Annotated in this window: 35 protein-coding genes; 32 read left to right on the plus strand and 3 right to left on the minus strand. The window is 59.5% G+C overall.

The annotated features are described in order from the left end of the window. Positions 1 to 22 precede the first annotated feature (22 nt). From RQP54_RS18080 to RQP54_RS18095, 4 genes are all read left to right on the plus strand, one after another. Positions 23 to 847, plus strand: coding sequence for a hypothetical protein (locus RQP54_RS18080; protein ID WP_315679841.1), 825 nt, complete (start codon positions 23 to 25; stop codon positions 845 to 847). A 78-nt stretch (positions 848 to 925) separates the two neighbouring features. Beyond that, on the plus strand, positions 926 to 1,096 hold the full coding sequence (locus RQP54_RS18085; protein WP_315679842.1) for a hypothetical protein: 171 nt from the start codon (positions 926 to 928) through the stop codon (positions 1,094 to 1,096). 56 nt (positions 1,097 to 1,152) lie between these two features. Beyond that, positions 1,153 to 2,106: a hypothetical protein gene (locus tag RQP54_RS18090; protein ID WP_315679843.1), complete on the plus strand. Its 954-nt coding sequence runs from the start codon at positions 1,153 to 1,155 to the stop codon at positions 2,104 to 2,106. A 252-nt stretch (positions 2,107 to 2,358) separates the two neighbouring features. After that, complete coding sequence (locus RQP54_RS18095; RefSeq protein ID WP_315679844.1) at positions 2,359 to 3,882, plus strand: glyoxalase superfamily protein; 1,524 nt, start codon at positions 2,359 to 2,361, stop codon at positions 3,880 to 3,882. A 28-nt stretch (positions 3,883 to 3,910) separates the two neighbouring features. On the opposite strand, the gene RQP54_RS18100 is transcribed toward RQP54_RS18095, so the two are convergent. Genes RQP54_RS18100 through RQP54_RS18110 form a run of 3 tightly spaced genes read right to left on the minus strand, consistent with a single transcriptional unit; the run spans position 3,911 to position 6,320 of the window. After that, entirely contained in the window at positions 3,911 to 4,990 is a 1,080-nt protein-coding gene (locus tag RQP54_RS18100; protein ID WP_315679845.1) for a hypothetical protein, read from the minus strand. Further along, entirely contained in the window at positions 4,987 to 5,271 is a 285-nt protein-coding gene (locus tag RQP54_RS18105) for a hypothetical protein (protein ID WP_315679846.1), read from the minus strand. Before RQP54_RS18105 ends, RQP54_RS18100 begins: the two co-directional genes overlap by 4 nt. Next, positions 5,268 to 6,320: a hypothetical protein gene (locus RQP54_RS18110; RefSeq protein ID WP_315679847.1), complete on the minus strand. Its 1,053-nt coding sequence runs from the start codon at positions 6,318 to 6,320 to the stop codon at positions 5,268 to 5,270. Before RQP54_RS18110 ends, RQP54_RS18105 begins: the two co-directional genes overlap by 4 nt. A 266-nt stretch (positions 6,321 to 6,586) precedes the next feature. Between RQP54_RS18110 and RQP54_RS18115 the strand changes: the two genes are divergently transcribed. The 28 genes from RQP54_RS18115 to RQP54_RS18250 all read left to right on the plus strand — a co-directional run bounded on the left by RQP54_RS18115 (position 6,587) and on the right by RQP54_RS18250 (position 24,678). Further along, entirely contained in the window at positions 6,587 to 7,117 is a 531-nt protein-coding gene (locus tag RQP54_RS18115; protein WP_315679848.1) for a hypothetical protein, read from the plus strand. Positions 7,118 to 7,120: 3 nt separating this feature from the next. Beyond that, positions 7,121 to 7,399 (plus strand): hypothetical protein, encoded by a 279-nt coding sequence (locus RQP54_RS18120; protein ID WP_315679849.1) that lies wholly within the window; start codon positions 7,121 to 7,123, stop codon positions 7,397 to 7,399. A 28-nt stretch (positions 7,400 to 7,427) separates the two neighbouring features. After that, positions 7,428 to 7,706, plus strand: a complete 279-nt coding sequence (locus RQP54_RS18125; protein WP_315679850.1) for a DUF1294 domain-containing protein — start codon at positions 7,428 to 7,430, stop codon at positions 7,704 to 7,706. After that, positions 7,703 to 8,362, plus strand: a complete 660-nt coding sequence (locus RQP54_RS18130) for a CFI-box-CTERM domain-containing protein (RefSeq protein WP_315679851.1) — start codon at positions 7,703 to 7,705, stop codon at positions 8,360 to 8,362. Before RQP54_RS18125 ends, RQP54_RS18130 begins: the two co-directional genes overlap by 4 nt. 18 nt (positions 8,363 to 8,380) lie before the next feature. Beyond that, positions 8,381 to 8,914 (plus strand): hypothetical protein, encoded by a 534-nt coding sequence (locus tag RQP54_RS18135; protein ID WP_315679852.1) that lies wholly within the window; start codon positions 8,381 to 8,383, stop codon positions 8,912 to 8,914. Continuing rightward, positions 8,911 to 9,225, plus strand: coding sequence for a hypothetical protein (locus RQP54_RS18140; RefSeq protein WP_315679853.1), 315 nt, complete (start codon positions 8,911 to 8,913; stop codon positions 9,223 to 9,225). Before RQP54_RS18135 ends, RQP54_RS18140 begins: the two co-directional genes overlap by 4 nt. Continuing rightward, the gene (locus tag RQP54_RS18145) at positions 9,222 to 9,725 is read left to right on the plus strand and encodes a hypothetical protein (protein ID WP_315679854.1); all 504 of its coding nucleotides are present in this window, start codon (positions 9,222 to 9,224) and stop codon (positions 9,723 to 9,725) included. Before RQP54_RS18140 ends, RQP54_RS18145 begins: the two co-directional genes overlap by 4 nt. A 106-nt stretch (positions 9,726 to 9,831) precedes the next feature. Next, a complete protein-coding gene (locus tag RQP54_RS18150; protein ID WP_315679855.1) occupies positions 9,832 to 10,641 on the plus strand; it encodes a hypothetical protein in 810 nt (269 codons plus the stop codon). Positions 10,642 to 10,710: 69 nt separating this feature from the next. Next, a complete protein-coding gene (locus tag RQP54_RS18155) occupies positions 10,711 to 11,361 on the plus strand; it encodes a phospholipase D family protein (protein ID WP_315679856.1) in 651 nt (216 codons plus the stop codon). A gap of 29 nt (positions 11,362 to 11,390) precedes the next feature. Further along, positions 11,391 to 12,128, plus strand: a complete 738-nt coding sequence (locus RQP54_RS18160) for a hypothetical protein (RefSeq protein ID WP_315679857.1) — start codon at positions 11,391 to 11,393, stop codon at positions 12,126 to 12,128. A 258-nt stretch (positions 12,129 to 12,386) separates the two neighbouring features. Further along, the gene (locus RQP54_RS18165) at positions 12,387 to 12,665 is read left to right on the plus strand and encodes a hypothetical protein (RefSeq protein ID WP_315679858.1); all 279 of its coding nucleotides are present in this window, start codon (positions 12,387 to 12,389) and stop codon (positions 12,663 to 12,665) included. Between the two features lie 176 nt (positions 12,666 to 12,841). Continuing rightward, complete coding sequence (locus RQP54_RS18170; protein ID WP_315679859.1) at positions 12,842 to 13,114, plus strand: hypothetical protein; 273 nt, start codon at positions 12,842 to 12,844, stop codon at positions 13,112 to 13,114. Positions 13,115 to 13,131: 17 nt separating this feature from the next. Further along, the gene (locus RQP54_RS18175) at positions 13,132 to 13,611 is read left to right on the plus strand and encodes a hypothetical protein (protein WP_315679860.1); all 480 of its coding nucleotides are present in this window, start codon (positions 13,132 to 13,134) and stop codon (positions 13,609 to 13,611) included. Positions 13,612 to 13,616: 5 nt separating this feature from the next. Continuing rightward, the gene (locus RQP54_RS18180; RefSeq protein WP_315679861.1) at positions 13,617 to 14,018 is read left to right on the plus strand and encodes a hypothetical protein; all 402 of its coding nucleotides are present in this window, start codon (positions 13,617 to 13,619) and stop codon (positions 14,016 to 14,018) included. Continuing rightward, entirely contained in the window at positions 14,015 to 15,139 is a 1,125-nt protein-coding gene (locus tag RQP54_RS18185; protein WP_315679862.1) for a competence protein CoiA family protein, read from the plus strand. Before RQP54_RS18180 ends, RQP54_RS18185 begins: the two co-directional genes overlap by 4 nt. 180 nt (positions 15,140 to 15,319) lie before the next feature. Continuing rightward, positions 15,320 to 15,787, plus strand: coding sequence for a hypothetical protein (locus tag RQP54_RS18190; protein WP_315679863.1), 468 nt, complete (start codon positions 15,320 to 15,322; stop codon positions 15,785 to 15,787). A gap of 87 nt (positions 15,788 to 15,874) precedes the next feature. Then, positions 15,875 to 16,132, plus strand: coding sequence for a hypothetical protein (locus tag RQP54_RS18195; protein WP_315679864.1), 258 nt, complete (start codon positions 15,875 to 15,877; stop codon positions 16,130 to 16,132). A 204-nt stretch (positions 16,133 to 16,336) separates the two neighbouring features. Next, entirely contained in the window at positions 16,337 to 16,564 is a 228-nt protein-coding gene (locus RQP54_RS18200; RefSeq protein WP_315679865.1) for a hypothetical protein, read from the plus strand. Positions 16,565 to 16,784: 220 nt separating this feature from the next. Next, positions 16,785 to 17,474: a thermonuclease family protein gene (locus RQP54_RS18205; RefSeq protein WP_315679866.1), complete on the plus strand. Its 690-nt coding sequence runs from the start codon at positions 16,785 to 16,787 to the stop codon at positions 17,472 to 17,474. Between the two features lie 68 nt (positions 17,475 to 17,542). Next, complete coding sequence (locus RQP54_RS18210) at positions 17,543 to 18,388, plus strand: DUF932 domain-containing protein (RefSeq protein WP_315679867.1); 846 nt, start codon at positions 17,543 to 17,545, stop codon at positions 18,386 to 18,388. Positions 18,389 to 18,452: 64 nt separating this feature from the next. Continuing rightward, the gene (locus RQP54_RS18215; RefSeq protein ID WP_315679868.1) at positions 18,453 to 19,085 is read left to right on the plus strand and encodes a hypothetical protein; all 633 of its coding nucleotides are present in this window, start codon (positions 18,453 to 18,455) and stop codon (positions 19,083 to 19,085) included. Beyond that, a complete protein-coding gene (locus tag RQP54_RS18220; RefSeq protein WP_315679869.1) occupies positions 19,082 to 20,158 on the plus strand; it encodes a phosphoadenosine phosphosulfate reductase family protein in 1,077 nt (358 codons plus the stop codon). The genes RQP54_RS18215 and RQP54_RS18220 overlap by 4 nt, the downstream gene beginning before the upstream one ends. A gap of 523 nt (positions 20,159 to 20,681) precedes the next feature. Further along, positions 20,682 to 20,909, plus strand: coding sequence for a hypothetical protein (locus RQP54_RS18225; protein WP_315679870.1), 228 nt, complete (start codon positions 20,682 to 20,684; stop codon positions 20,907 to 20,909). A gap of 135 nt (positions 20,910 to 21,044) precedes the next feature. Further along, entirely contained in the window at positions 21,045 to 21,569 is a 525-nt protein-coding gene (locus tag RQP54_RS18230) for a PRTRC system protein E (protein WP_315679871.1), read from the plus strand. Positions 21,570 to 21,577: 8 nt separating this feature from the next. Continuing rightward, positions 21,578 to 21,775, plus strand: coding sequence for a PRTRC system protein C (locus tag RQP54_RS18235; protein WP_315679872.1), 198 nt, complete (start codon positions 21,578 to 21,580; stop codon positions 21,773 to 21,775). A gap of 179 nt (positions 21,776 to 21,954) precedes the next feature. Then, positions 21,955 to 23,307 carry a hypothetical protein gene (locus tag RQP54_RS18240; RefSeq protein WP_315679873.1) on the plus strand — a complete coding sequence of 451 codons (1,353 nt, stop codon included), beginning with the start codon at positions 21,955 to 21,957 and terminating at the stop codon, positions 23,305 to 23,307. Then, the gene (locus tag RQP54_RS18245) at positions 23,300 to 24,034 is read left to right on the plus strand and encodes a hypothetical protein (protein ID WP_315679874.1); all 735 of its coding nucleotides are present in this window, start codon (positions 23,300 to 23,302) and stop codon (positions 24,032 to 24,034) included. The genes RQP54_RS18240 and RQP54_RS18245 overlap by 8 nt, the downstream gene beginning before the upstream one ends. Continuing rightward, entirely contained in the window at positions 24,034 to 24,678 is a 645-nt protein-coding gene (locus RQP54_RS18250) for a PRTRC system protein A (RefSeq protein WP_315679875.1), read from the plus strand. Before RQP54_RS18245 ends, RQP54_RS18250 begins: the two co-directional genes overlap by 1 nt. The last annotated feature ends 8 nt before the right edge of the window (positions 24,679 to 24,686 follow it).

The raw sequence follows: 24,686 nt of genomic DNA on the forward strand, positions 1-24,686 counted from the left end.
GCCTGAACAAGGAACCACGGACATGAAAAATCAACCCAACCCTGCTCTGGCAGGCGTACCTTCAGAGCAGCTCAAGCAAGCTGTACTGGAGCAGGTCTATGACACCAAGTACCTCCGCATGCTTGCTGGTTACCAGCTGCTGGCGGCCGTGCACGGCACCACCAACGTCGGGATCTACGTTGTAGATGGCAATTTCGGGCGCGAGCACTTCAAGCACGCGATCCAAGAAGCCAAGGCTGCAGGGATCAACGCCAGCCGGGTGTACGTTTACGGGGACACCGCCACGTACTCTGGGCAGGCGATCAGCTTCTCCAAGTTCGAGGAAATCGGCTTGAAGCGACCGATTGTGCCGGCGCAACTTGCGACGGAGCCGAACACCCACCCCGATGCTTCGAAACCCATCGTGACGCTCAAGTGCACCTGTTGCGGTTCCCGCTTCCAAGGCCGCCAGTTCAGCGGCCAGGACACTGGTTGGGGACTCGGTAATTGCTGCGTAGCGTACTGCAGCAAGGCAGAGAACATGGCGAGGATCTTTGGCATCGACGGCGTTCACTACAACCTGCCGCAACCAGACCAGACGCGCAATGTCGAAGGTGATCGCCTGTTCTCAGGCGTCTACCCCACCGGCATCGTCTATGCAGACCGTGCGCGGGAGGTCAACGGCGACTATGCCCGCTTGGCCTACCTGAACTTTGGCACGCTGACCCTCCAAATCGAACGCAACTGCCCCGCAGACCTGCGCCAACGCATCGAGGCCGACGCAGCTGAAATTCAGGCCAGGCGCGGTGAGCAATACCGCATCAGCACGTCAAACCAAAACGTCCTTCTGGGGGCGGCGGCGGCCTGACCTGACTGACCAAAAAACCAACGGGCATCCGTACGCCCGACATGGGTGAGGGATGCCATCCACATCAAGGAGCACACCATGAGCTACTACGTAGTTCGCTATCGCAACAACGAAACCGCCGTGATGGCGGGGCTGGGCCGCAACCGCGGCACCTGGGACACGGCACACACGCGACGTACCGCACAACGGCATGCACGCACGCTGCGCCTCCAAGATCCCGCGAGCACCTACAAGGTTGAAACCCTGTAGCCAGCCCATCATCAACCATCCTCCTGGCCACGACATAGACGCGCATGCATTGCGTCGTGGCCAGCATTCTTTCCCAAAGCAAAATGCAAACACCCATCAAACCAACTGGCGCCGTTCTGGCCTACCTTGAACTCGTGAAGAGCGCGCAAAGCGCCGTAGCCAACGGCGTGGATTGTTCATACGTCGGCATCGCCGAAGCGAATGGACAGCCGCACAATGAAGTCGCGTTTTTCTCCGGCGTCACCGAAGGGACGGCCCATACCTACAAGCTGACCGAGGAAGGAATCGCCAAAGGTCGGTGGCAGGGCGACATGTTCTGCTGCCCCGATCATGAAGGCAATGACACGCGGATCACGCTGTTCCAAAAGGTTGCCATCGTCCCGACGCGCTGCAAAAAGTGCGCAAGCCTACTCGATCATCTGGGCCTCTGCCGGGATGAAACCTGTCCCTACAGCGACTGGCCGCAAATCGTCGATCGCGCCGATCTGGAACGCATGTTCACCCACGAGCTGCAAGCAAAGTACGGCATCGCAAAGCGAACCATCCATTCTGCCGATGATGACCTGCAGCCGCATCTGCAAACCGTGCGTGAACGCTTGATCGGCGCAGCAACCCACCATGAGGGCCCGCTGGTGCGCACTATCCGGGTCTACAGCCAGGATGAGGAAGAGCAGGCAGCCTACGTCAAGATGTGCGAAGCCACGTTTCTGATTGGCGAAGCACTCTTGGCCCAGCCCCGGGGGACATTCCTGTCCAACGACCAAGGCGGCTACTGGCTTTCGGACGCCGCTGGCCAACTGGAGCTCTACATGGAGTGGGGAACCGATCCCGCCTTGGACGCATGCAATGTGCACACCGCAACGTATTGCGAAGCCATTGGTGCCAGTGACATGCTAGAAATTGCCGCGTGCATTGAGCAATCGCTTGCTGCACCTGTGTTCAAGCACGAATCGGAGCCGGGCTTGCTCGATGCCCTGGTCCTGCGGGACTTCGGCGGACAGACCCGCTGACAACTGCGCTAACGCGAACCATCAAAGCCACCTACGGGTGGCTTTTTTTTTGGGCCTTCGTTGATAAGGCAGCGCCGCTGTACGGTCGACGGGCGCAAGTAGTTGTGCTATCTTTGGGGCAGGTTTCCGTCGCCTGCCGCACGCGCCCTGATGGGCATGGTGAAGACGGAATGATTCAGGACCAACTCCCATTCGTGAAATCCATGGGCGGCCCGCAAAGCGTGCACCGGCTTTGACGCCCAAGGAGTCTTCATGAATGTCCAGCAATTGAAACTGTTGGCGGGGAGCCTGCGCGGCTATCTCGACCAACGTGGTGTCGCCGTTCAACACGGTCATGCACTTGATCTCATCACCGCAATACCAGGTCTGCGCGATTGGAATGAGGTTGCCGCCTTTCCTGACCGTGTTGAGAAGAGCGTACTTGAGCCATCAACGGCAGCACGGTTGGCTTTTCGCGTTCAAAAGCGCCATGGACTGGAAATCGAGCCAGCGGACCTGCTGCAGGCGTTGATGCCACCCAGTGCGGGCCCCATTCAGCGGGCGCCTGTGATCTGGCCAAGTGGCCCACAGCCGGGTGTCTATATTGCAACCACGCAGTCAGCCATTGATGCCTTGCTGCAGGCATACGAGGATGCCACCGATGGAGAGTTGGTGTATGCGCAACGTGCCGCCAGTGACTGGCGCGGTGCCATCGATCTCGGAGAAAACGGGCTGTGGGCGCAAGGCATGGAGCGCGTACCCTCCGGCACACTGCTGGTGCTGGGGCCCATGGTCTTGTGTCAACAAGAGTGGGAGATGCACGCAAATACCTTGGAGGCGGCGTGTCTTCATGCATCGGTTCACGGGCACCGTGTAGCAATCTTGGTGGATTCACCAAATCCTGACCTGGTACGGACGGATTTGGAAACCATGATCAGGTGCCATGCCCCAGACTATCCAGAGGATACGCAGGATCTCGTCGGAATCGTCACGGAAAGCGGAGCGCTACAGCCATTCCCAAATGCATCCACAAAGGTACAGCTTCCAGCCCCGGCCCCATACAAGGCGGATGTAACCGCACTGCCCAGCCATGTAGTGCCATTGCTCAGAGAGGCACTTGCACAGCGCCCCACCGGGCTGCTCGCACTTGGTTCAAGCACGATTCAGGATCATTCGGCGATCGAACTCATCAATGCGGTGCTGTCGATGACGGAGGGCCTGGGCCCCGCTGCGAGGATCAAGGTACGAAACAGATCGACGCCAGCCAAGGACTGGTTGGTGCCCGATGCGGTCAAAGCCTTGCCGATGATGCCTTCGATACAGATTGCCCATGCGTACGGATTCAAACGGATCGTCGTCGATGGGTACTACGCTGAGGCGGATGTCTTGCTGCCCAGATTGGGAGATTGCCTGTTCATCACCGGGAGCTACTCTTGCAATGCTGCCGACACACTAGTGCGCAGCCTATGTCACTCCAGCAGTGACCTTGAAATGGATATTTTGCAAAAGACGGTTGCCGCCTTGGCAGTGATTAAGGTGGGGGCCGATGGTAAGGAAACGCTGGTGCCTGACCTCTATCTGGGTCAAGGCATGATTCCAACCGGGGCAAAGAGGAAAGACGTCTTCGAATACGTCGAAGCCAATCGAACACTACGCTGGGAGGATGCTGCCCGCGCCGCGCTGGACGCAGGAGAGTTCACGATGGAGACGATCAAGGAAGCGATGGGGCGCGGAGCCGATCTGAGTCGACTTGCTGCGCCAACGCGCAGGAAGAAGCTACAGAAGGGTGCCGCGTAGCCGCACCGAGCTTCGAAGGCGTGCCGGCTCACCCAGCACGCCGCCACCCGGGCACTACCGCCATCGCCCGCGCCACCGCCATGATGGCGCTGCTGTCCAGGTGCGGCTCGTTGTGGGCCATGGCCGCCAGCACCAGCATGGCCAGCGCGTAGCGATCGGCGTCTTCGACCGGAACGCGCACATTCTTGGTGGCATCGCGCACGTGCACCAGCAGCCCGTGCTCCTGGTGTGCGATGTGCAGCGACTTTTTGTTGTTGGCGCCGTGGAACTTGAATTCCAGCTCCGAGGTCCAGCCCATCAGCACGGCCAGCAGCTGCGGCAGTTCGCGCTGCGTGCACATGAAAACCACCTTCTTCCCCGGTGACCAATCAAAATGCCCGTCGCCGGTGGCCAGCGCCCCTTCGACCATCACCGTACAGCGTGCCGTACTGGCATGGTGCTCCTGCTCGCGCACAGGCGCAATCTCCAGCGTCAAAGCGCCACTCTTGCCAAACACCTTGGCCTTGCGCCGGATCACGGCCTCGGCCGGCAGGGCAGGGGAGCAAGCGTCGTCTGCAGGGCCGTCATCGTTGGCCGGGGCGCGGACACTGGTACGCAGTGGGGGCGGGGTGCCGTCGGGGGCTGGCGCGGCGGAAGTCGGCGTTCCAGCGTCCTCGTGCGGCAGCGCCGGCAACTCGTCGTCGACCGGAACACCGCCACACCAGGCGCGCAGCTTGTCCGCCGCAGACAGGCGAGCGGCCTCCTGCATGCTGGACAGCCCCGCCAAGGCTTGTGAAAGCGCATCGCGGGTTGTTGCCATGGTGGCCATCTCGAACAGCACATCCAGCCGCAGCGCGATGCCGGCCGCTCCCAACTGCGCGCGCAAGCTCGGGCTGCTCAGGCGGCGCAGTGCCGCCGTCAGTTCCATGAGCGACTGCTGGTCGTGTCCCTTGGCCATGTCCTGTACCGCGGCCTCGATCTGGTCGTACTGGTCCTGGCGCAGCAACGGCAACGCCCAACGCAGATCCTCCAGGGTACAGCGGATGCCTCGGTCATTGAGTGTTTGGCAGATGAAGCCACTCATGCGCAGGGCACGGTTGGTGTCCACCAGACGGGAGGGGGCTGTCATGCTGCCACCCCCTGGGCGGCGGCGATGGCAGCTTGCGCCTGCTTGGCCAGCGCGCGGTAGGCGTTGAACACCGGCAGTGGCGTGCCATAGGGGCCCACATCCACGGCCCTGGGGTCGCAGTTGAATTGGGCATCGGCCAACACCTCCTTGGCCTCATCGAGCGTCAAAGTGCAGCGCCCCTCGTTGAGCTTGTCCAGCGGCAAATGGTCGGGCTGACGGTTCGCGTATTCATTGTCAATGCATGCGCTGATGCGCAGGACCACAGTCACAGGTTCGTTCATGGGTTACCTCCGGGGTGGTGGATGGCTACGACGTGCTGGCGCAGCCGACGCAGCGCCTGGGCATCCTTGAGGCCTGCGCGCTCCAGCACTTCCGAATCGGCCAGCCCGGCATCCAGCCAGCGCACGATGCAGGAATTGCGCAGCGTCATGGGGCCGGTGTGGGCCAGCGCATCGACCGAGTGGCGCTGCGCCAGGCTGTGCCGGATATGCGCATGGGCCAGCAGAAAAATCGACTTTTCGGACAGGCGGGACTTGCGCTTTTGGGAGACATACAGCGGCGCGTCAGCAGCCAGACCAAAGCGCTCCTGCAGGCGCACATGCAGCCAGGCGAACAGGACGGTTTCATTGGGGTCGGCCAGCACCAGTGTGCGCTGCTGGTGCTTGCGCGCGCCGTTGATGGTCAGGCGAACGTGCTGCGCGGCCTGCGGCTCCCACGGCAGGAACGGCAGGGCCAGATCCGGGCGGCCATCGCTCCAGGTCAGCCGCGGCGACTGCACGCTGGCCAGGTTGAGGCTTCGCAGCTCGGCCACAGTGAGCCCGCACTGCATCATCATCAGCAGCATCGAGTGGTCGCGCACGCTTTGCCACGGTGTATCGGGGGCGATCACCTCGGAAGGGGCGGGCAGGCTGCGGAAAAGCTCGCCCCAGTCGTTGCGGTTGAACACCAGCGAATCCATCTGCTCGGTGCTGGCCACCTTGGCATCGTGGTCGAAGGGGTTGCGCGAGAGCCAGCCGTTGGCCACGGCGCAGGCGTAGATCTCCTTGAGCACGCGGAAATAGCGCTTTTGGGTCACGGAGCTGACGCTGGACTTGGTCGGGCTCGATGGAGCCAGGTTCTCCAGAAACACCCGCGCGTCTTCGCTGGCGGCCGTGTCCCAGTCGTGGCCATCATCGGCCAAGTAGGCCAGCCAGCCATTCCAGACAGAGCGGTAGGCCTTGATCGAGTCGGGCGAGAGGGTGCGCAAGGCGATGGCACTGCGCATGCCCGCCCAGGCCGCAAACACCCGCTCCGCTCCGATGCCGGCGTCAGTTTCAGGAGTAGTCGTCATAGTTAAACGGAATGTAATCTACATACAAGCCCAAGTCAACCCAACCACAGCAAAGCGACACCTGTTCATCCTGCCAAGCCGGTATCCCTCCTTTTTCCTTCCTTCGTCCTCCCTCCGTCATTCCTCACACGACGCGCCGGGGCTGGCTCGGGGCGGTGGGAGGAAGGGGAAAGGCTGAGGCAGGTTAATCAGGGAGGGGGCCGGGGCGGGCGAGGGTGGGGTGTGAGGGGCTTGTATGTAGATTACATTTAATGTACTATCGTGCCATGCAAATCAGAAATTACGACCCCGGGGCGTCGGCCGCTGACAGCGGCATGCCCGAGCCGCTGCTGGCAGAAGACGTGGTGCGCCACTGCGTCGACGCGCATCGGGACTGGTACCAGCTCAGCACTCCGATGACGCTAGTGGTCTGTCTCCTGTGGGCGGGCGTATCACTGCCACTCATGCAGTGGCGTTTTACTGGACTGAGCCTCATCCTTTGGCCGTTCATAGGCTGGTCCAGCGCATTCATACTGCTGCTCGTGCTGCAGGGGCTGGGCATCGCGCCTTCCATGGAAGGCGAACACAGTCACTGGCGCAAGTTTGCGCAAGCCCAACACCTGCGTACCATGGAGCTCGAACTGCCACAGACAGCGCATGCCCTTTGGAACGCGCGATTTCGACAGCACATCACCAAAGGTGAACCCGTGACCGTCAAGAATCTCGTGGAATTCGCCAACGAGCTGGAGCGCGAGCGCGTGAACCAAAACCACCTACGCGCCCAGCAGATGATCATTGACCAGCACCACCCCGGCTAAGCCATGCCCGAAAATCCACCCAACTTCATCCAGATCCTGTGGATCATGGGACTGATCGTCCTGCTCAGCCGCCAAGTGCGCATCTGGTGGCGCAGCCGCCAACAGAATGCCTGGCATGCGTTCAACGCAGCCATGAACCTGATCGCCATCTACGCCTTATGGAACGTGTGGCCACAGGCGATGCTGCTGGTTCTGTTCGCTGTCGCCACCGAACTCGCCCGGACCAAGCTGGCCGTGCGCTTCTACCGGTCCCGCGCCAACCAGGACAAGGACCGCAAATGATCAGCGCCCATTGCCCCCTATGCTACGAATGAGTGCGCTCGCATGGTGGTATCTCGTGGTCAATGTGGTCGTGGCGCTGGTGCTGATCGCCGACAAGGCGGCGGCGCGCGCCGGCACCCGGCGCGTCCCGGAAAAGACGCTGCATCTGCTGGCGCTGGCCGGGGGCTGGCCCGCCAGCGCGCTGGTGCAGCGCCTGGTGCGCCACAAGACGCGCAAGCGTGGTTTTCAGGTAGTGTTCTGGTTGTGTGCAACCGTGCACTGTGCAGCAGTCTATAGCGCCTATCTTTGGCTGCATCCAAAGGCGTGAACACAAGAAAAGAGTCAACGATGGAAGGCAAGGTTTCGTTTTTCAACCCGACCAAGGGCTACGGTTTCATCAAGACCGACAGTGGCGATCACTATTTCCACGGTTCGGATGTGCAAGGGATCAACGTGCTGCGCACCGGCGACCGTGTGAACTTCACACCGGTACCAGCACCGCAGCCCGGCAAGAACCCACGCGCAACGAAGATCACGCTGATCGAGTGGGGCCCCGACAACCAGCCGCGCACGGATTACCCCGCGCCCAAGGCAGCAGCGACCAATCAGCAACGCAGCAATGACGAGCGCGAGGTGTGTGGCTCCTGCGGCAAGCGCATGGTGCCGCGCATGTCGTTTCGCAACAGCGAACCCTATCGCTCGTTTTGCCCCTACTGCGGCGCGCTGCACAAGGATTTCACCGCCTGCTTCATCGCCACAGCCGTCTATCAAGATTCGATGGCACCCGAAGTGCAGGCGCTGCGGGCTTTTCGCGATCAGTCGCTGATGCCCCATGTGCTTGGCCGCGCTTTCGTCAAGACCTACTACACGGTGTCGCCCCCGATCGCGCGCTTTCTGAAAACGCGCCAGGCGCTGGCCAGACCCGTGCGTCGGGTGCTGGACGCGCTCGTACGCAAGCTGCAAGCAAAGTCGCAACACCACTAACCAACCCACACTACCACCATGGGATTCAAGCAAGTCGTCACCGAACACCAGCAACAACGCAGCCAAGCGCTCGCAGCCCAAGCACTGGACATTGCCTCCAGCAGCTCCCAGCTAAGCCTGCAGATGCAGCAGAACATTGAACGAGCAGACCCCCTGCTCAGGCCGATCTTTGAACGCTACGTCCACGAAGCCCTGGAACTGGACTACGCAGCTGATACCTCTGAAGTCTTTCGGCAAGAAGGGCGTGCGACCTGGTCTTTTCGCTTCGTCCCATCTGCCGGTGAGGCGCCTTATCGCGAACATATAAGTGGCATGCACAACGAAGCCCGCGCCTTCGTGCGCATCTATGCGGACAACCATTGCACCCTAGAATGGGCCCCGCCGTCCAACTTCTACTCCGAGACGTTCAGCCGTGACGCTCTGCAGCGCACGATCCCCATCGCAGAGTTGTCCGCCCAAGCCGTCGAATCCTGGCTGGACGAATTCGTGAAAACCATGATCGAACGCCGCGAGCGGCAGGACGCAAAGCGCTCCGCAGGGGACCGCCGGTGAATCGCGCGGAATACCTGCTGGTGCAAGCCGGCTCCGAGTGCAATGAAATTGCGCACCGTGCTTCCAAAGCATTGCACTTTGGCCTGCGAGAAGTTCAGCCCGGGCAGGAGGCAAGCAACGCCCAGCGCCTGGTAGCCGAGTACATCGACTTGCTGGCAGTCATGGAAATGCTGGAAGAGGATGGGCTGGTACACATACCCACCGGGACGGAACTGCGCGAGCAAATCGCGGCCAAGAAAGCCAAAGTGGAAAAGTTCATCCGCTTTGCCGCCGAGCAGTGCGGTACGGTGCAACTGGAGCGCTGCGCATGATGACGCGGGACACGCTGTTTCGCATCGTCGTGCCCATGGCACTGTACGCCGCGCTCGGCTGGTGGGTGGGAGACAAGCTGGCCTCCTATCCCGGCCTGGTGGCGTACAAGTTCTTCAACACATGTGGCGCGACGATGTCCATTCTGGGCATGGTGGTGCTGTCACAGCTGGTGGTGGAAAATCCAAAATACAAAGCCATCATCCTGGAGCACGTAGCCGAGCAGTTTTTGCTTTTGTTGACAGTGGGCGGAGGCGGTCTGCTGATCTACGCCATGCATTGGACACAAGGGCCGTCGGCCGAGGTGGTCGAAGGGCTCGGCCCACGCTTCTACATGTACTTCGTATTGCCATCGATGGTGTTTTTGAACATGTCGGTCAATGGTGTCGAACACAAGCTACCTTGGAGCGAAAAGACGCGCGTAACGGCATTTGGTGCCTACTTGGCCGGTGGCGGCATGCTGCTGCAGCTATACGCCGCGATCAAGGACATGTGGGTGTAGTCGTTCGGCGACCACAAAGCAACACAGTAACGATCCCATACGACCAATCAAGCCCCGCGACCGGATCATCAACGCTCAAACGAGCTCATAAGCGCGCGCCGAAAAAATGAACAACTCACTCAGAACCGAAGCTGTCCGACAAGCCATCGCATCCAAGCTGGCCGACTTCCGTGATACGGCGGCATTGGAAAACACCGCTACGCACACCAACGAAGCGCTGTTGACGCTCGCAGACCAACTGCTGGGAACCATAGAAGAGGCGCAACTCCAACGGCACTGGAAGGACCGCGAAGTTCCGGATGTCGCACGGGCACTTCTCGCTTTGGAGGTTTTCGAGAAGATGGTCTTTGGGGGACTCTCAACGTCACAGGCCGCCAGTCACTTCAACATCCCCGCAGTCCATATCCGCGCCTACTTCAGCAAGACGATATCGGCTCTTTGCCTCATACCTCCTGAGCTCGATACCTACGATTGGCACACGGCAAAGAAGATTCGCGCATCAGACACCGCCCAATGGGCACAAAGAGTCGGCACCTTCCGCGACCACCTCCAAGCTCTCCAGGCCGAGCGAGAGCACGACCGGCAGCGAATCACATCGCTGGCGGGAAAAGCCACCGACCAGGAGATCGCCACCGAGGTAGGTGTCGATGTGCGCAGCGTCACCATGCAGCGGACACAGCTTGGAATAGCGCCGCATCCCGATGACCATGATTCCTGCTGGGAACTTGATCGTCACCTGGGGAAAGTCAGCGATTCGACCTTGGCAATGGCGTTTGCCATGACGCCACGATCTGTTCAGAAAAGACGCGTCTACCTGGGTATCGACACTGCAAAGACGATTGATCCGGTGCTTGAGCGGGCCCTGAAAGCGAAAAGACGAATGCTGCCAAAGTGGCAGTCACCAGCAAGTTTGTGAAACGCTGGAAAACGATAACGCCTGATGTATTTTGGATGTGAGTCTTCCATCAAACACAAAGGGCTTCACATGCGATCCCACATCAACGCAAAAACCATCGTCATTGCCACTGCAATTGCTGCTGCATCACTCGCCACATCCAACGCCTTCGCCTGGAGCGCCGCCAAGATCATCGCAAAAGCCGTGGCCGAAGTGAAAAACGCGAACTCGACCACCGTAGCAGCGACTGGAACGGTCGAGGTGGCGTTTTCACCCGACGAAGGCGCCGAAAACCTGGTCATCAAGGTCATCAACTCGGCACACAGCTCCATCCACATGCTGGCCTACAGCTTCACCAGCGCCCCGGTAACCCAGGCTTTACTCGATGCCAAGCACCGCGGGGTGGACGTGAAGCTGGTGGCCGACTACGAGAACAACCTGGAGGTCGACCGCAACGGCAAGTTCAAAAGCCCCAAGGCCGTGGCCGCGCTGTCTGCACTGGCAACGGCTGGAGTTGATGTGCGCACCATCAAGGTCTATCCGATTCATCACGACAAGGTGATATTGGCCGACCAGCAATCGGTGGAGTTGGGCAGCTTCAACTACTCGGATGCAGCGGCACACCGGAATTCAGAAAACGTCCTCGTGAACTGGAACAATCCCGCCCTGGCCAAGGTGTACGAGGGGCATTTTGAGCGCAACTATGCGCGGTCCCAAGTGTTCGTCAATCCGCGGTACTGATCGCCTTCATACAGGGTTGCAACATGCCAATGCCCGATGACAACGATCCGTCTGCCCCGGATGGCATGCCCATCGAGGTCACGACACCGCCAACACTCACCACCATGCACAGCCGAAGGCTGCGATCGCTGTGGGGGTACGGCCGACCCGTCATGGTGGGGGACCTCGGGGGCGTTGATCTGGATCTGCTGGTGCACGGGTTCGTGAAGGTAGGTAGTGATAGCACCACCACCAGCCTGACGGTGACGCGCCAAGGCATAGCCCACATCAACGAAGTGCGCCAGGCTCGAATTGCCATGCAGAGCGGGCATCACGCGCTCGGGCACCGCCTGTGCGACTACCTGCGCGAGAAAGGGATGTTCACCTGGGAGAACGTCGAGTTTTGCAATCCGGCCCCCGGGGAGGGTAGGAGTTGGGGCGTAGTTCGCCCAGACGTCTTTGCCTGCATGCCAGTCCTGCGGGCACGCAATGCCGCGCCAACCATCTATGAAGTCAAGGTGAACCGCGCCGACTTTCTGGCTGATCTGGCCAGGCCCGAAAAGCGTGGCGCGTATGCCGACCTTGCCGAAGCGGTCTACTACTGCTGCCCGGCGCCGCTGATTTCTCGCACCGAAGTACCACAAGGATTCGGGCTCATCTATGAAATGCCATCAGGCGGGTTCCAGATACAGAAGAACGCGCGACGTAAAAAAGACTTCACAATAGCGCCAGACACGATCATGACGCTCATGGTCAAACGCCAGATGCCGCTTGGCGATCTGGAGTGAAGGAGAGGACATGAAGGATACGACTAAGAACGGGCGGCAATCGAAGCGTCAGGCGTTTTACGCACGGGCTCGCCACAGGCGCCACACTCTCCAACTGGGAAAGATGGTGGTGGATGACATCCGCCACGCCGCGTCACACCTCTATGGCCATACGCCCCGTAGCGCCGATTGCGCAGGGCTTGCATCGATCCAGGACGAGTGGGATGTACCTACGTCTGCCTTCAGAAATCCACTTGCACGACTCGTTTAAGAATCGATATGACCCGACTATCAATTCCCAGCATCGAGGCTTTGCCAGGATTTGAAAAGATCGACGACATAGCAGTCGACGGGGGCCGCCTGAAGTTCCGCATCGTCGGCAAATCGCCGACCTTCGGTAGTGCGGCTGCGAACAAGTTCGTTGAACTGGGACTCGTGGCGATTGTCGATGGCCGCGAGTCCCATCTGTACCGTCCAGACGTGAGCCACCACACTGACGGATACCACTGCACCGTTGCGTGCGACATGCCACGCTTCATCGACAAAGGCAAAGAATGACTTTTCAAATCCCAATCGTCGCCCGGGACAAGTTCGAACCAGAGGAAGAGGGCCATTTGGCCATCCCCTGTTGCTGGTGCAAGCACCGGCACGGCACCGATCAGGAAGAACCCTGCCGGACATGTGACCACAACGCCACAGCGGCCCCCGACTAGCCAGCCCCATCCAGACATCTAATGGAACGCGACATCCATCCAGCCGAAGTGGGACTGTTCACAGCTGCGGCATTGCGTGGCTATCGACTGGAGAATGGCCCCAATGACACCTACCGCGTCATTCAGGTGAAGGATGCGGTGGAAACGCTGATTGCGGATAGCGCCCACTTCAAGGATGTGGCCAACCTGCTCGGGGCGCATGGAAAGACCACACTCAGACAAGCTGCCGAGCGCGATGGCTTCAAGTGGCCTGCCTCTGCGCAAGCCCATCTGGACACCATGAAACGCATCTAGCACGCCACGGAACGAACATGGAAGAACTCTTTCCCGATGACGCCGCAGTGCATCACGAAACGCTGAAGCTGCTCGCCGAGGCTGCCGAATACCTGGGGCGCTTGCCACTCAGTCATCCGACGCTGCAGCTCAAGTCTCGCCTTGACGCCCATCTCCAGCGTCCTGGAGCAAAGGTGCACCGTGACCGACTGGAGAACATTGCCAAGGATCGGGAGTGGCGAGCCAGATTGGAGGCTGGCCAGTATTTCCACGGTACCTCGCGCTACACACCTGAGGGGCTACCGGTAGTGGATTGCCTGGTGATCAGAGGCAACGTGTACTTGCGTTCGCCCGCTTACGCGGATTTGGCCACACAAGGAAACAGCCCAAAGGCCACCCAAATGGCCGAAACCATCGCCAGGGAAATAGCTACTGGCTCCAACATTCAACTCACCTCTGTTGGTAAAGAGCGCGACCATCTCCTGATGCGTAACTGGCAGGACATTCCACAAGGATGACATCGATGCAATTGCCCAAACCCAGAACTGCACAAGAACTTGACCCTTCCGAAGTGTTCGCGAGATTGGACGCCGACCAGAAACTCTGGGCGCAGCGCGCCGTAGAAGCACAAGCAAAGGCCGCGCATGCCTATGCCCGCCTGATCGACATCGCTTCCCAAAGTGATACTGGGCAAGCTGCTCGGGTCGCTGGATTCGTCGCAGCCACTTACAACGGTCACGCGTACGCCTTTGACCTCTTTGATCTGCGCGCACTGGACATCGCCATCAGCGACGACATGCTCATCTGCCTGGACGCGTTGCGCTGGGGTAAGGCTGACCTGTACACACTGGTCCCGGACGGTGACGCAAAGATCAAGCGTCTGCTGAGCCGCTGGAATCCACGCAAACTGCACCAGCACGAATGACCACGTACGCAGCCGTCGATGGCGCCGGCCAGATTCGCTTCGTGGGCGACGTGGCAAGGGGAGCCGCGTGTGCCTGCTTCTGTCCCACCTGCCGCAGCCCGCTTGTCTCCAAGCAAGGCGAAAAGAACGCATGGCACTTTGCCCATGAAGCTGGTCAGGAACGCCCCGAGTGCTTGGTGGGAAGTCTGAATCTGTTGCGACGACTGGCGATCGAACGGCTGTCGACCATGCCCGGTGGGATTCCTTTGCCGCCGGGGAACACTTTGGTATCGATTGTGGAAGGCTGGAGGCGTTTCAGCGAGGCGCTGGAACTGCGTTGGCCAGTGCAACATGTCCATCCTGAAGCCTGGAACTTTGAAGCTACCACCAACGCCTCGGTCGCAACCTTTGAGATCGATGAAGGCCACACCCAGCATCACATAGGCCTATTCGTCCAGGTCGGTGCCGAAGCACATGGACTCGATGATGATGCCTTTGCGGGCAGTTTGGTCTTTCGATGCGCCCCTCCACAGGAAGGGCAGATCAAGTCCTTTCAGGAAGCCGTGGAATACCTGAGCAAGCATGGTGACCTTTTATGGGACAAGCTCCCAGACCTAGGTGGTGCGCTATCCAGAGCAAGACGCAGCGTCGATCACCAGCGCCAGCGCTTTATTCTGGAAAACGAAGCCGACCGGTTGGCGCGGGCCAGCGCCTTGGCCCAGGCCCACGAAAGACTGCAGGAAATGAACCGGCTCAAACAGGAGAGCTTGGCTGCCAAGCGGGCCGCAGAGGCGATACCGACCGATCTACCGACCTGGGCCTTGTGGAAAAAGCCGAATTCCTCGTTCTTCGCCTACGGAATGGGGCCCGGCGAATGCTGGGTCATCATGGCCGCGCAGGACTTCGCCGGCTGCTACATCGTGCCGATCCCCTTTGCCTTCGAGGGCTGGGACGAATACTTGCCGCCGGGCCTGGCCAGCCCCCTGCCGGCACGCGAGTGCTACACCAGCAGCCTGCCAATGAGTGAAATCACAACCTGGTTCGTCAAACGCGCCAAGGCGGGCAGCCGAATTGACAGCGACGCGATGGTGATCGAGCGCTTTGCCCAGGATCTGGCCAACGAAGACCCCAGGGAGCCCTGACACCCACTGGACTCGCCCATACAACCTGGCCTAGAATTCAGTCACTTTTCGCCCAGCACCAGCTGAGCACTCATACCCCTTGGTTGGCAGCCCTCGCGGCGCCATCCTGTCACCACTCCCGCCATGGCGCACTTTCGCCATGGGCGAGGTTGTCATGGCGTTTTTCTTGAAAGACCGACCATGCAAGACAACCCCAGCATCGCCGCGGATCTGATTCAAACCGTCTTCTTTGACATGACGAATCGGCAGTTCGTGGATCTGGTTAATCCCAACACCAAACTCGGCGTCTACAGCCACAAGACCCTCAACGAATTGGCCATCGAATACAAGGCCGAAATCGTTGAAATGGACCGCAAGAAGGCCTACCGCCTGCAGGATGAGAAGCACATCACTGCAGTGGAAGAGGCCACTGGCGAATACTTCAACGAAATGCTCAATGTGCTGCCTCCGTGCCAATGGCGCCGTGACCGCGATTTCGAGCACTTCTTCCTGAGCGAGCGCATTTCCGGAAGCATCGTCTTGTACCTGGTGCGAGCGGGCGAGCGCTATTTCAAGTTCCAGGACCGTGAACGCATGGAAAGCGCCGATATTCGCAAGCGTATCGACAACTATCTGGCGACCACAGCGCAAATGCTGCAGGCCGCTTAACCACACACAGGCCACAAAGGCCTGCCATCAACCCTCACGGGGCATCTAGCCCCCAGGGGCAGGTGCTCCACACACTAGGAAGTTGCCATGAGCACCAATCCCCCCGAATCAACGGAAATTCACTTCTACGACACCGAGCTGGCCAAGCGCCATCCAGAAATGCTGGCCGCTGTAACGCGTCGAGCGATGGAATTTGTAGGTTCCTCGATCCGCGTCATCCCTGCCGAACGCAGGATGAACGGGTGGCTCGAATGGTCGTTGCTGGTCAGGTATCTGACCGGAAACGAACTCTTCATCGCAGCCATCCAACGCCGTCCAGACGCAGAAATCGAATTCTGCTCCTGAGCGGCCACTGGATTGCACGATCCAACAATTGCCTCCTAACGCGCAAGCGTCAGGGGGCTTTTTTTTTGGCCCGTCGTCCGGTAAGATGCGAACACCTTTCGGCACGCGCGTTCTGCGCAGCCAACTCATACAACCCGCTCGGGATGCAAATCCCGCAGCCGCGTGGTTTCTTCCCGTGAAATTTCAACCCACTGGAGAACCACAATGCTTCAAAAGCATCTTCAATTCATTGATTCCTCAACAGACACCCAACTGGCCGATACCCGCGCCAGGCTGGAAAACCTGCTGCCCACCCTGCGCGACCCCGAAGTCCGGCGAGACACCCAGCAACTGCTGCGTGCTATCGATCGTGAGTTTCTGGACCGCGTGATGGTTCAGGCGAATCAGTCTGCACAAGCCCCAATCGGACTGCCGGCCGCGAAAGCTGCCTGAGCAGCTCGGGAAGTTTGTCGGGATCGCTGAATACAGCATCCAAGGCGCTGCGCTCCAACTGCGCACGCCTGCCCTCTATGACCTGAAGTGTCGGCCTTTGCGCCGTTCCACCTTCCGGTTGTGAATCATCAATCGCCATGCCTGACAGTGTGGCACACGTCCCAAGCCTTTCCAACGATTTCACACATACGTGCGAAAGGCCACTCCCAAGAGTCTCACCATGAAAAAAGCTATCGCTTTGGTGGCGCTGCTCGCAGCCGCCACGTGGGCGCACGCCCAATTCACGTTCGAACTGGAAGGCCAGGTCGCCTACATCGATGACGGTGACACCATCATCCTGCACCCCGGAAGCCAACGCATCCGGCTCGCGGAGATTGATGCGCCTGAAACCGACCACGGCCCCGGCAAGCCCGGACAACCCTACGGCACCACCGCTCGTGCAGCGCTGACGGCCATGATGCCTGTGGGCAGCGAGGTCAAAGCTCAGTGCTACGAGCACGATGCCCATGGCCGCGCCGTGTGCCGGGTGATGTACCAGAACGTCGACATTTCGCTTGAAATGGCGCGTCTGGGCCATGCCCATGCCTACAAGGAATACGTCCGAGACCCGCGCATCATCGGTGCTGCGGATTACGCCAAAGCACGCCAACTCGGCCTGTGGAATGCCGGCAATGCCGTGTACCCACAGACCTGGCGTCGCAGCTGTTGGACAGAAGGCTCGCAGCCACTGTTTTGCAGCACAGGCGAATCCAGCAATGCCCAGCCGGTCCTGGTCACCCAGCCAGTCCCCTCGGTCACGCCGCACCCCACAGCCACGACACAGCAAGTTCGGGCCCGTGAAGTGATCAACGGTCTTACCAAGTACCTGGCTCTCGCCTTCGAACTGCTCAAAACAGTTCCTCTGCCTTAACCCCCCTCACCACCCACACCGACTCCCCGGTCGGAGGGTGGCCATTCACTCCCTCGAAAGGAACCGCGATGTTTCAAACCTCTGTCTCCCCCCTGTCTCTCCGCCATGGCATGCGCAACGGCATCGGCAATGGTCGCAAGCCCCTGAGCGACGACCAGATCCGCCGCGTGGCTCCCAGCGTTTTTGCCGAAACGCCTTGGACTGCCATGACCAACAAGTACCTCTTCATCCCCACTGGCGAAATCGTTTCGGCGATGCGCAAGGAAGGGTTCGAAGTGGTGCAGGCCTTGCAGGGCAACACCCGTATCGAAGGCAAGGGCGACTTCACCAAGCACATGCTGCGCTTTGCACTCCCGCAGGCGCAACAAGTCAATGGCTCCGTCCCCGAGCTGGTGTTGATCAACAGCCACGACGGCACAACCAGCTATCGGCTGATGATGGGCATCTTCCGCATGATCTGCCAAAACGGCCTGCTCGTGGCCAGCAACGTCATCGAAGACCTCAAATTCCGCCACAGCAAGTCGCTCGCCGACGAAATCATTGAAGGCACGGGAACCCTCGTTCGCGAGGTGCCGCGCGTCAATGACCAGATCGAGCGGCTGTCCAACATCCAGCTTCGCCCGCATGAAGCCGCAGCATTTGCTTCGGCGGCCCACCAGCTCCGGTGGGACGGGCATGCCCCTGTCGAACCGGCAAAGCTTCTGGACGTGCGCCGCCACGAAGACCGTGCACCAGATCTCTACACGACCCTCAATGTCGTGCAGGAGAACCTGATTCGTGGTGGTCTGAGCGGACGCACTGCCACCAACAAGCGCACTTCGACCCGTGCTGTGCAAGGTGTGACGGAAAACGTTCGCCTCAACCAGGCATTGGCCGTCTTGGCCGATGAGCTTGCCAAGCACAAGGCGCACTGAAGCCTTTGCTCTCCATCGAAAGCCCGCTTGTCGGGCTTTTTTTTCACCCAATTCAGGAGGAACCATGTCGCTCCAAAACATCGAGGTGATCCGCCCAGGACACCCGCTCTACCAGACACATGATGTTTCACCAAACACCATGGACGTGATCAATGCCGCCTTGCAAAAGGACTGCGTTGCCCGCCGCATTCAAGCAAAGGGGATCAGCCCCAGAAGCGGCGATCCTGTGGGAGTGCGACTGAACATCAACGTGCTCAAGCACACAGGTGTCGCAGTTCACTCCATTCACAAAGCAACCAGCCCCGACGGACACACCCGGGGCAGGGGGCTGTACAACAAGGAGGTCATCAGCTACCTCAACGTGGTCCAGCTGCACGACGCCTATTTCAACGTCCACCAGAAGGAGCGCGAGAAGATCGCACTGGGCGGCGCAAAGGCACCCATGGCCAGCGTGGATGGCCGGTTCTCCCGCATCGACGGTGAACCGGAATTCGGCGGACTCGAAGTGTCATTCAATCCGCATACGGTGCACCTGTTCGTTGACTCTCGTGGCTACGCTGTGCGTTACGCCGAAGAAGTCACGATTCTGGGACACCGGGTCTACGCAAGGGGAAAGGTCGAGTTCTACACGCCTGACACCGCGCCAGCCCGCGCAGGTACGGCCCACTCGCTTGCTCGCCTAGTGGGGGAGCCATGAGCGCAGTCACCGCAACGATCCCTGAAAGACAGGCCCGCCGTGTTTTTCAACTCGACCTATTCAATGCAGACAGTGTTGAGTCACCGGCACCGGTTACGCTGACACTTGCGCAGCTTCTGACCTACGACATCATCTACGTGGGCTTCAGTGGGGGCAAGGATTCACTCGCGTGTGTTCTTCATCTCCTGGAGCTTGGGGTTCCGCGTGAGCGGATCGAACTTCACCATCATCTGGTGGACGGTCGTGAATCCGAGCAGATGATGGACTTCCCTGTCACAGAAGCCTACTGCAGGGCAGTAGCTGCGTACCTGGGCATCCCGATCTACATGAGCTGGAAGGTCGGAGGGTTTGAAGGCGAAATGACCAGGCTGAATCAGCCTACCGGGCCAACACGCTTTGAAACGCCGGATGGCGAAGTCGTTCAAACAGGTGGCGAGTCCAACAAGGTAGGCACTCGTCGGAAATTCCCTCAAACCAGTGCATCCTTACAGTCGCGGTGGTGCTCCAGCTACCTGAAAATTTCCGTATGCGCAGCAACAATCAACGGTCAGGACCGCTTTCTGAACAAGCGAACCCTGGTCGTCACTGGAGAGCGTGCACAGGAATCGTCGAGCCGAGCCAAGTACGCAAACTTCGAGCCGCACCGCACCGATGCAAGGGCAGGGCGCCTCAAACGCCAGGTCGATCACTACCGTCCGGTGCACGCTTGGACGGAACAAGAGGTGTGGGCCATCATCGAGCGCTTCGCCATACGCCCACATCCTGCCTATGCCGCAGGGTACGGGCGTTTGAGTTGCGCTCTGTGTATCTTCGGAAACCGCAATCAATGGGCCACCGGACGCCACATCCTTCCTCGTCAGTTCGAAAAGGTCAGGGCGTATGAAGCGGAGTTTGGTGTGACCATTCACCGAAAGCACGATGTGCTCACATTGGCCAACGAGGGCACGCCCTACAGTACGGCCACACCATCACTGATCGATCTGCTGCGAATCGCGAATTACGACTTGCCAGTACGGATGTCACCATGGGAATTGCCTGCGGGCGCCTACGGCGACTCCAATGGGTCCCCATAATCCCCCCAATCAAGCCAGGCTCAATGAGCCTGGCTTTTTTTTGCTCTTTTGACGAACACTCGCGAAAGCGCAACGAATTTGCAAAACTTTGCACAATTTAAGACCGCTTACTACTAATTTTTGAAGAAAGAAATACAAATTTTGAACAAAGTAAATAAAATTGACACTGACAAGGAAGTTTTCTTTAGCAGGACTTGTTCCTCACTGGCGAGTTACGCGACTCATACTCCTTACTTGTCACTCAGCGATCGGGTTCGGTCGTTTAGCTCTTCGGGGCCTGAGTCTTCCTGTGCAATCCGGGATCGAAACACTGCGATCACCAGCCCGGACTGGCCGCAGTACAAGCAGGCGCTAGTGGCACAGCACGGCGCACACAACCCCTACCTGGGCCCGGCTTCGGTCGGGCCTTTTTTTTGGCCCAGCTATTGGCAAACCACTCGGTAGGGCTCTACAATGGCGTCGTCTTTTGACACCTGCGCAAGCAGCTTTCAAGGGTTCTACGACCCCACTCATACCCCTCACGATGATCTTTCCGAATCCCAACAACAAGGGAGTAGGCAAGCTCACAATTGCCGAACGTTCCAACCTCGGTTCAACGCTCGAAGAGCTCGGCCTCGATCCCAAACAAAATCTCGCTGCAGACGATGTCATGCAAGCAATGCTGCTCAATGCAGCTAAAGCGCATGATCAAAAGCATCCCGGCAGCAACCAGGTTCAAGCGGCACGCAATTTCCGCAACAACCGAAAGTAACCCCGTTCCCCGGCGCCGCCCACGTCACACGACCTGAGCGACGCTTTCACATCGGCTCGTTGAGAGCCACAAGCAATCGCAAAGACCTTCCCCGAGGTCCTGCGATTTTTTTTCGTTCTCGAAAGGAATCCCCCCATGTTTTTGAAAACTTTGTGCGACCTCGCGATGGTCGCCGACTCCGTGCAACTGCACGTGATGAAGATCCAAGGAAGTGACCAGTTCCAGGTGGTGATCCAGCCCAGCCTCGCGCTGGCTGAAAAGCACCCCGCTCTGGCCCAGCCCCTGATGGTGACCGAAACCGCAGACAAGCTGGAGGCGGAAGTCGTCACGGCGTTGACGCAGTTCACGCCGATGGTTGATACCGCCAAGGCCAATCTGGCACAGATCCAGAGCAGTCTGGATGCAGCTCTTCAAGCGGCCCGTGACAAGGCAGCCAACAAGAAGCCGACGGCCCCCGCCACCAAAGCTGGAGGCGGTACGACTACCAGTGCGGTCAAGCCGACAACCCCCATGCAGAAGCCCACGGAAAGTGCGCCCGACCTCTTCGGGCCTACGCCATCCGCGAGCAGTACGCAACAGGACGCGGGGACATCCGAGCCAGTGATGGCAGGTACCGGTGATGACGATGATGACGATCTCCCCGGTTTCCCCGGAATGTGAGGTGCACGATGGCAATCACGACTGCAAAGCGCACCATCCAATTTGAAGGCCGGAACCTTCAAGACATCCCCGGCATGAACGCTGAGCAAATGCGCCAGCACTACGCCAACATCTACCCGGAACTGTCCACCGCCACAGTGCAGGAAGAAGTGACACCGCAAGGCATCACCATCACCTACACCACTGGCTACAAATCCAAGGGCTGAGACTCAACACCCCATCCCTTCAAAGGCAAGCCCCAGTTCGGGGCTTGCCTTTTCTTTTTGGAGCCCACCGTGGACAAAAAAGCCTTTCAACAACTCTGCCGTGAGCAGCTGCAACAGCCCCTCACAAAACGTGCCCCTATCGGGGTCGCAGGTATCAAACCGACAAAGGACCACACCCAATGTCTGAAGAAATTGCAACACTTGCTCGCCCAAAGCGCAAGCGACTACAGCCCGCGCGTCAGCCTGCCCAGCGGCATGCTGCCACCGATGCCGTACTGACACAGCCAGCGCGCTGTGCCATCGATCTGCCAACCCTGGCACCGGACATCCCACGTACCATCACCTTGGCTTTGGAGACCAAGGACACTGGCTGCCTGACGGACGCCATGCTCAACCTGGCCTTGCTGGGAAGCGCCTTGCCCGACTTTGAACTGCACCAGGACAAGACATTCGCACAGAACGTCATCCTGGCTGCCGACCACCGACTGCACCGTGCCATCGCCCCTCTCCAAAGCAGCATTTCGCTGCGCTGGTGGGGAAGTGCCGCGGCAGCGGCGAGCGGTACCAACCCAGTCGATCAAGGCTCAGACACCAAAAGCGTTGACGCCGATCAGGAACCCCACCTCGGCGCCCACGCCGTCATCGAATTCGATCTAGAAAAGGATGGCGACGTGCATCACGCAGCCACCCTGACCAACAGCTCGAAGCGTCTGATGCAATGCGAGACCATTTGCCCCGGATTCACGCACCTGCTGTACACCGTACTCGATTGCGTCAACGACGCCGTCTGGCCCATCTTCACCCCGAGAACCCTCTGGAACTATCAACAGCTTGGTATGGACGGCTGGTTCATGGCAGACAAGATGTGCGACGCAGAGATCGTCAAGAACTGGATGCAGGAATACTGCTACGAAGAAGAACTGGCCGAGAAATATGGCACCGGTGCGATTGAAGACATCGATCCCGCCAATGCCCTGTCCATCTACGCCGAAGAAGTAGGGGGTGTCCTGCCCAGCGACTACATCCGCTACTTTGGCCGTGCGGCCATTGGTGAATGGCGTCTGGACCGGACTTCTCCCCACGAATCCATACCAGACCCCAAAGACAGGATCGCAGCCGACCTGTGCTGTGCCATGGCCAGCGTGGAAGCACGCCTGGACTGGTGCCCGGCCGCTGCCTTTGCGCTGCGTCAACTGCAGGCCATGCATTCCATGGTGCGCAGGATCGACGCCGGCGCCCGCCTGGCGCAAGGGGCGAACAATTGCTGCCAGCCCAGCTGGGCGGCATTGCAACTTTTCCGGTTCGGCAACGGTCGCGAAAACGAGCACTTTGGCCGCCTGCTGGACGACGCATGCCGCGGCGCTCAGGAGTCCGGCGACACCGTCGATGTGGCCGGTTGGCTTAACGCCAACCTGTCCACACCTGACAAAGCCGCCACCGTCATCAACAACATGGAAGAGGGTATTGCAGTGCTTCGGAGCACCTGCACGCTGATCCTCGACCTCTTCTACGACCCTACCCAAGATGAATAACTCAAGCTCTTTTATGTCGGAAAGCAATCCGACACCTCAACTGACCCATGCCATGCTGGTATGGACGCTGAACGACGGTCACGTCCCCGCCTATGCCAGCATCAACCCCGTCAAGGATGGGGTGGTGCAACATCAGAAGGACGCTGTGAGCAGCAAGCAATTGCTGCAATTCAGCCAGGATCTGATCGCGCCGCTGGCCAAGAACGCCCTCAAGGACCGCAAGGTCGAAATCACCCCGTCCACGGTGCTGCTCAGCGATCCGATCAACGATCTGACCGTCTGGTGGCGCCCGGGCCGTCCCACCCCGCAGTTTTTCGATTGCGATGAGTTGGGGACGATTCAGGGGGTGTGCCATATGCCCGGCCTTGTGTTCGCCCAAAAAGGGCGCAGTCTGTCGATATGCGCCGTCGCAGGAAACTACCGGCCACTCAATGAATCGGCCGTCTTTCATGCCCCGATGTTCAATACCGGAAATAGGGGCGATGTGTGTCTCGGAGGTGTTCGATTGAAGCCCATTCAACAATGGGCCGACATCGACACCAACGAAACAGCGTTTCTGCGTGGCATCAACACCCACCCCAACGGAAACCACGTCAAGACCAGCTATCCCACCGGACTGTTTGCTCTGTGGCGTGACCTGATAGGCAATCCCCAGATGGAGTGGGACGATGCATGGCTCACCCCCATGAAAACGACCCTCCAGCAATGGATCAAGGGGTGCCTGTGATGCAGATCGATTCCGCCATTCTGGATGCGTCTTTGCGTGCACAGCTACCCCTGTTGGAGATCGGCATATACGCCCCTTTCCAACCCCTGCACGAACCCGGCGCGCGATTGCTGCTGACGGCCCACGGGCTGATGCTGGAGTCGTGCAACGGCGTCGTTCACGCCGTAACGCCTTTGGGCAGTTACGACTCGCCCATCCGACTGCCCTACGGGAAAGTCGAAACCGGCGTGCACGTGATCGATGAAGCCAGCTACCGCGAGCTGCAGGCCTTCACCAAGGAGTTCGTAGACATTGCTGCACGTCATGCGCCCAAGGAAACCCTGATGCTGGTCGTCAAGGCACCCGGGCGGCCGATGCGCAGCATCCGCGCCTCGCTCAATGAAACCACCGCTTCGCTGGACTACCAGGATTGGGTACACATGGAAGAGGGCGAGCAGATCCTGCTCGACATCCACAGCCACGGTAGCCACGAGGCATTTTTCTCACCGACGGACGACCGCGATGACACCCGCTTTCGCGGGCACCTCAAGCTCAGCTGCGTCATAGGCCATGCGGACACGTCCCAGCCGACGCAAGCGCAGCGCTGGGTCAGCCGAGGTCATGTTTTCTGTCAAACCCAACCCGCCCGCGTGGCGTTCAACTAGGAGGGCTT

The sequence above is a fragment of the Curvibacter sp. APW13 genome, from assembly GCF_032337135.1.
In the GTDB taxonomy this organism is placed as follows: domain Bacteria; phylum Pseudomonadota; class Gammaproteobacteria; order Burkholderiales; family Burkholderiaceae_C; genus Allorhodoferax.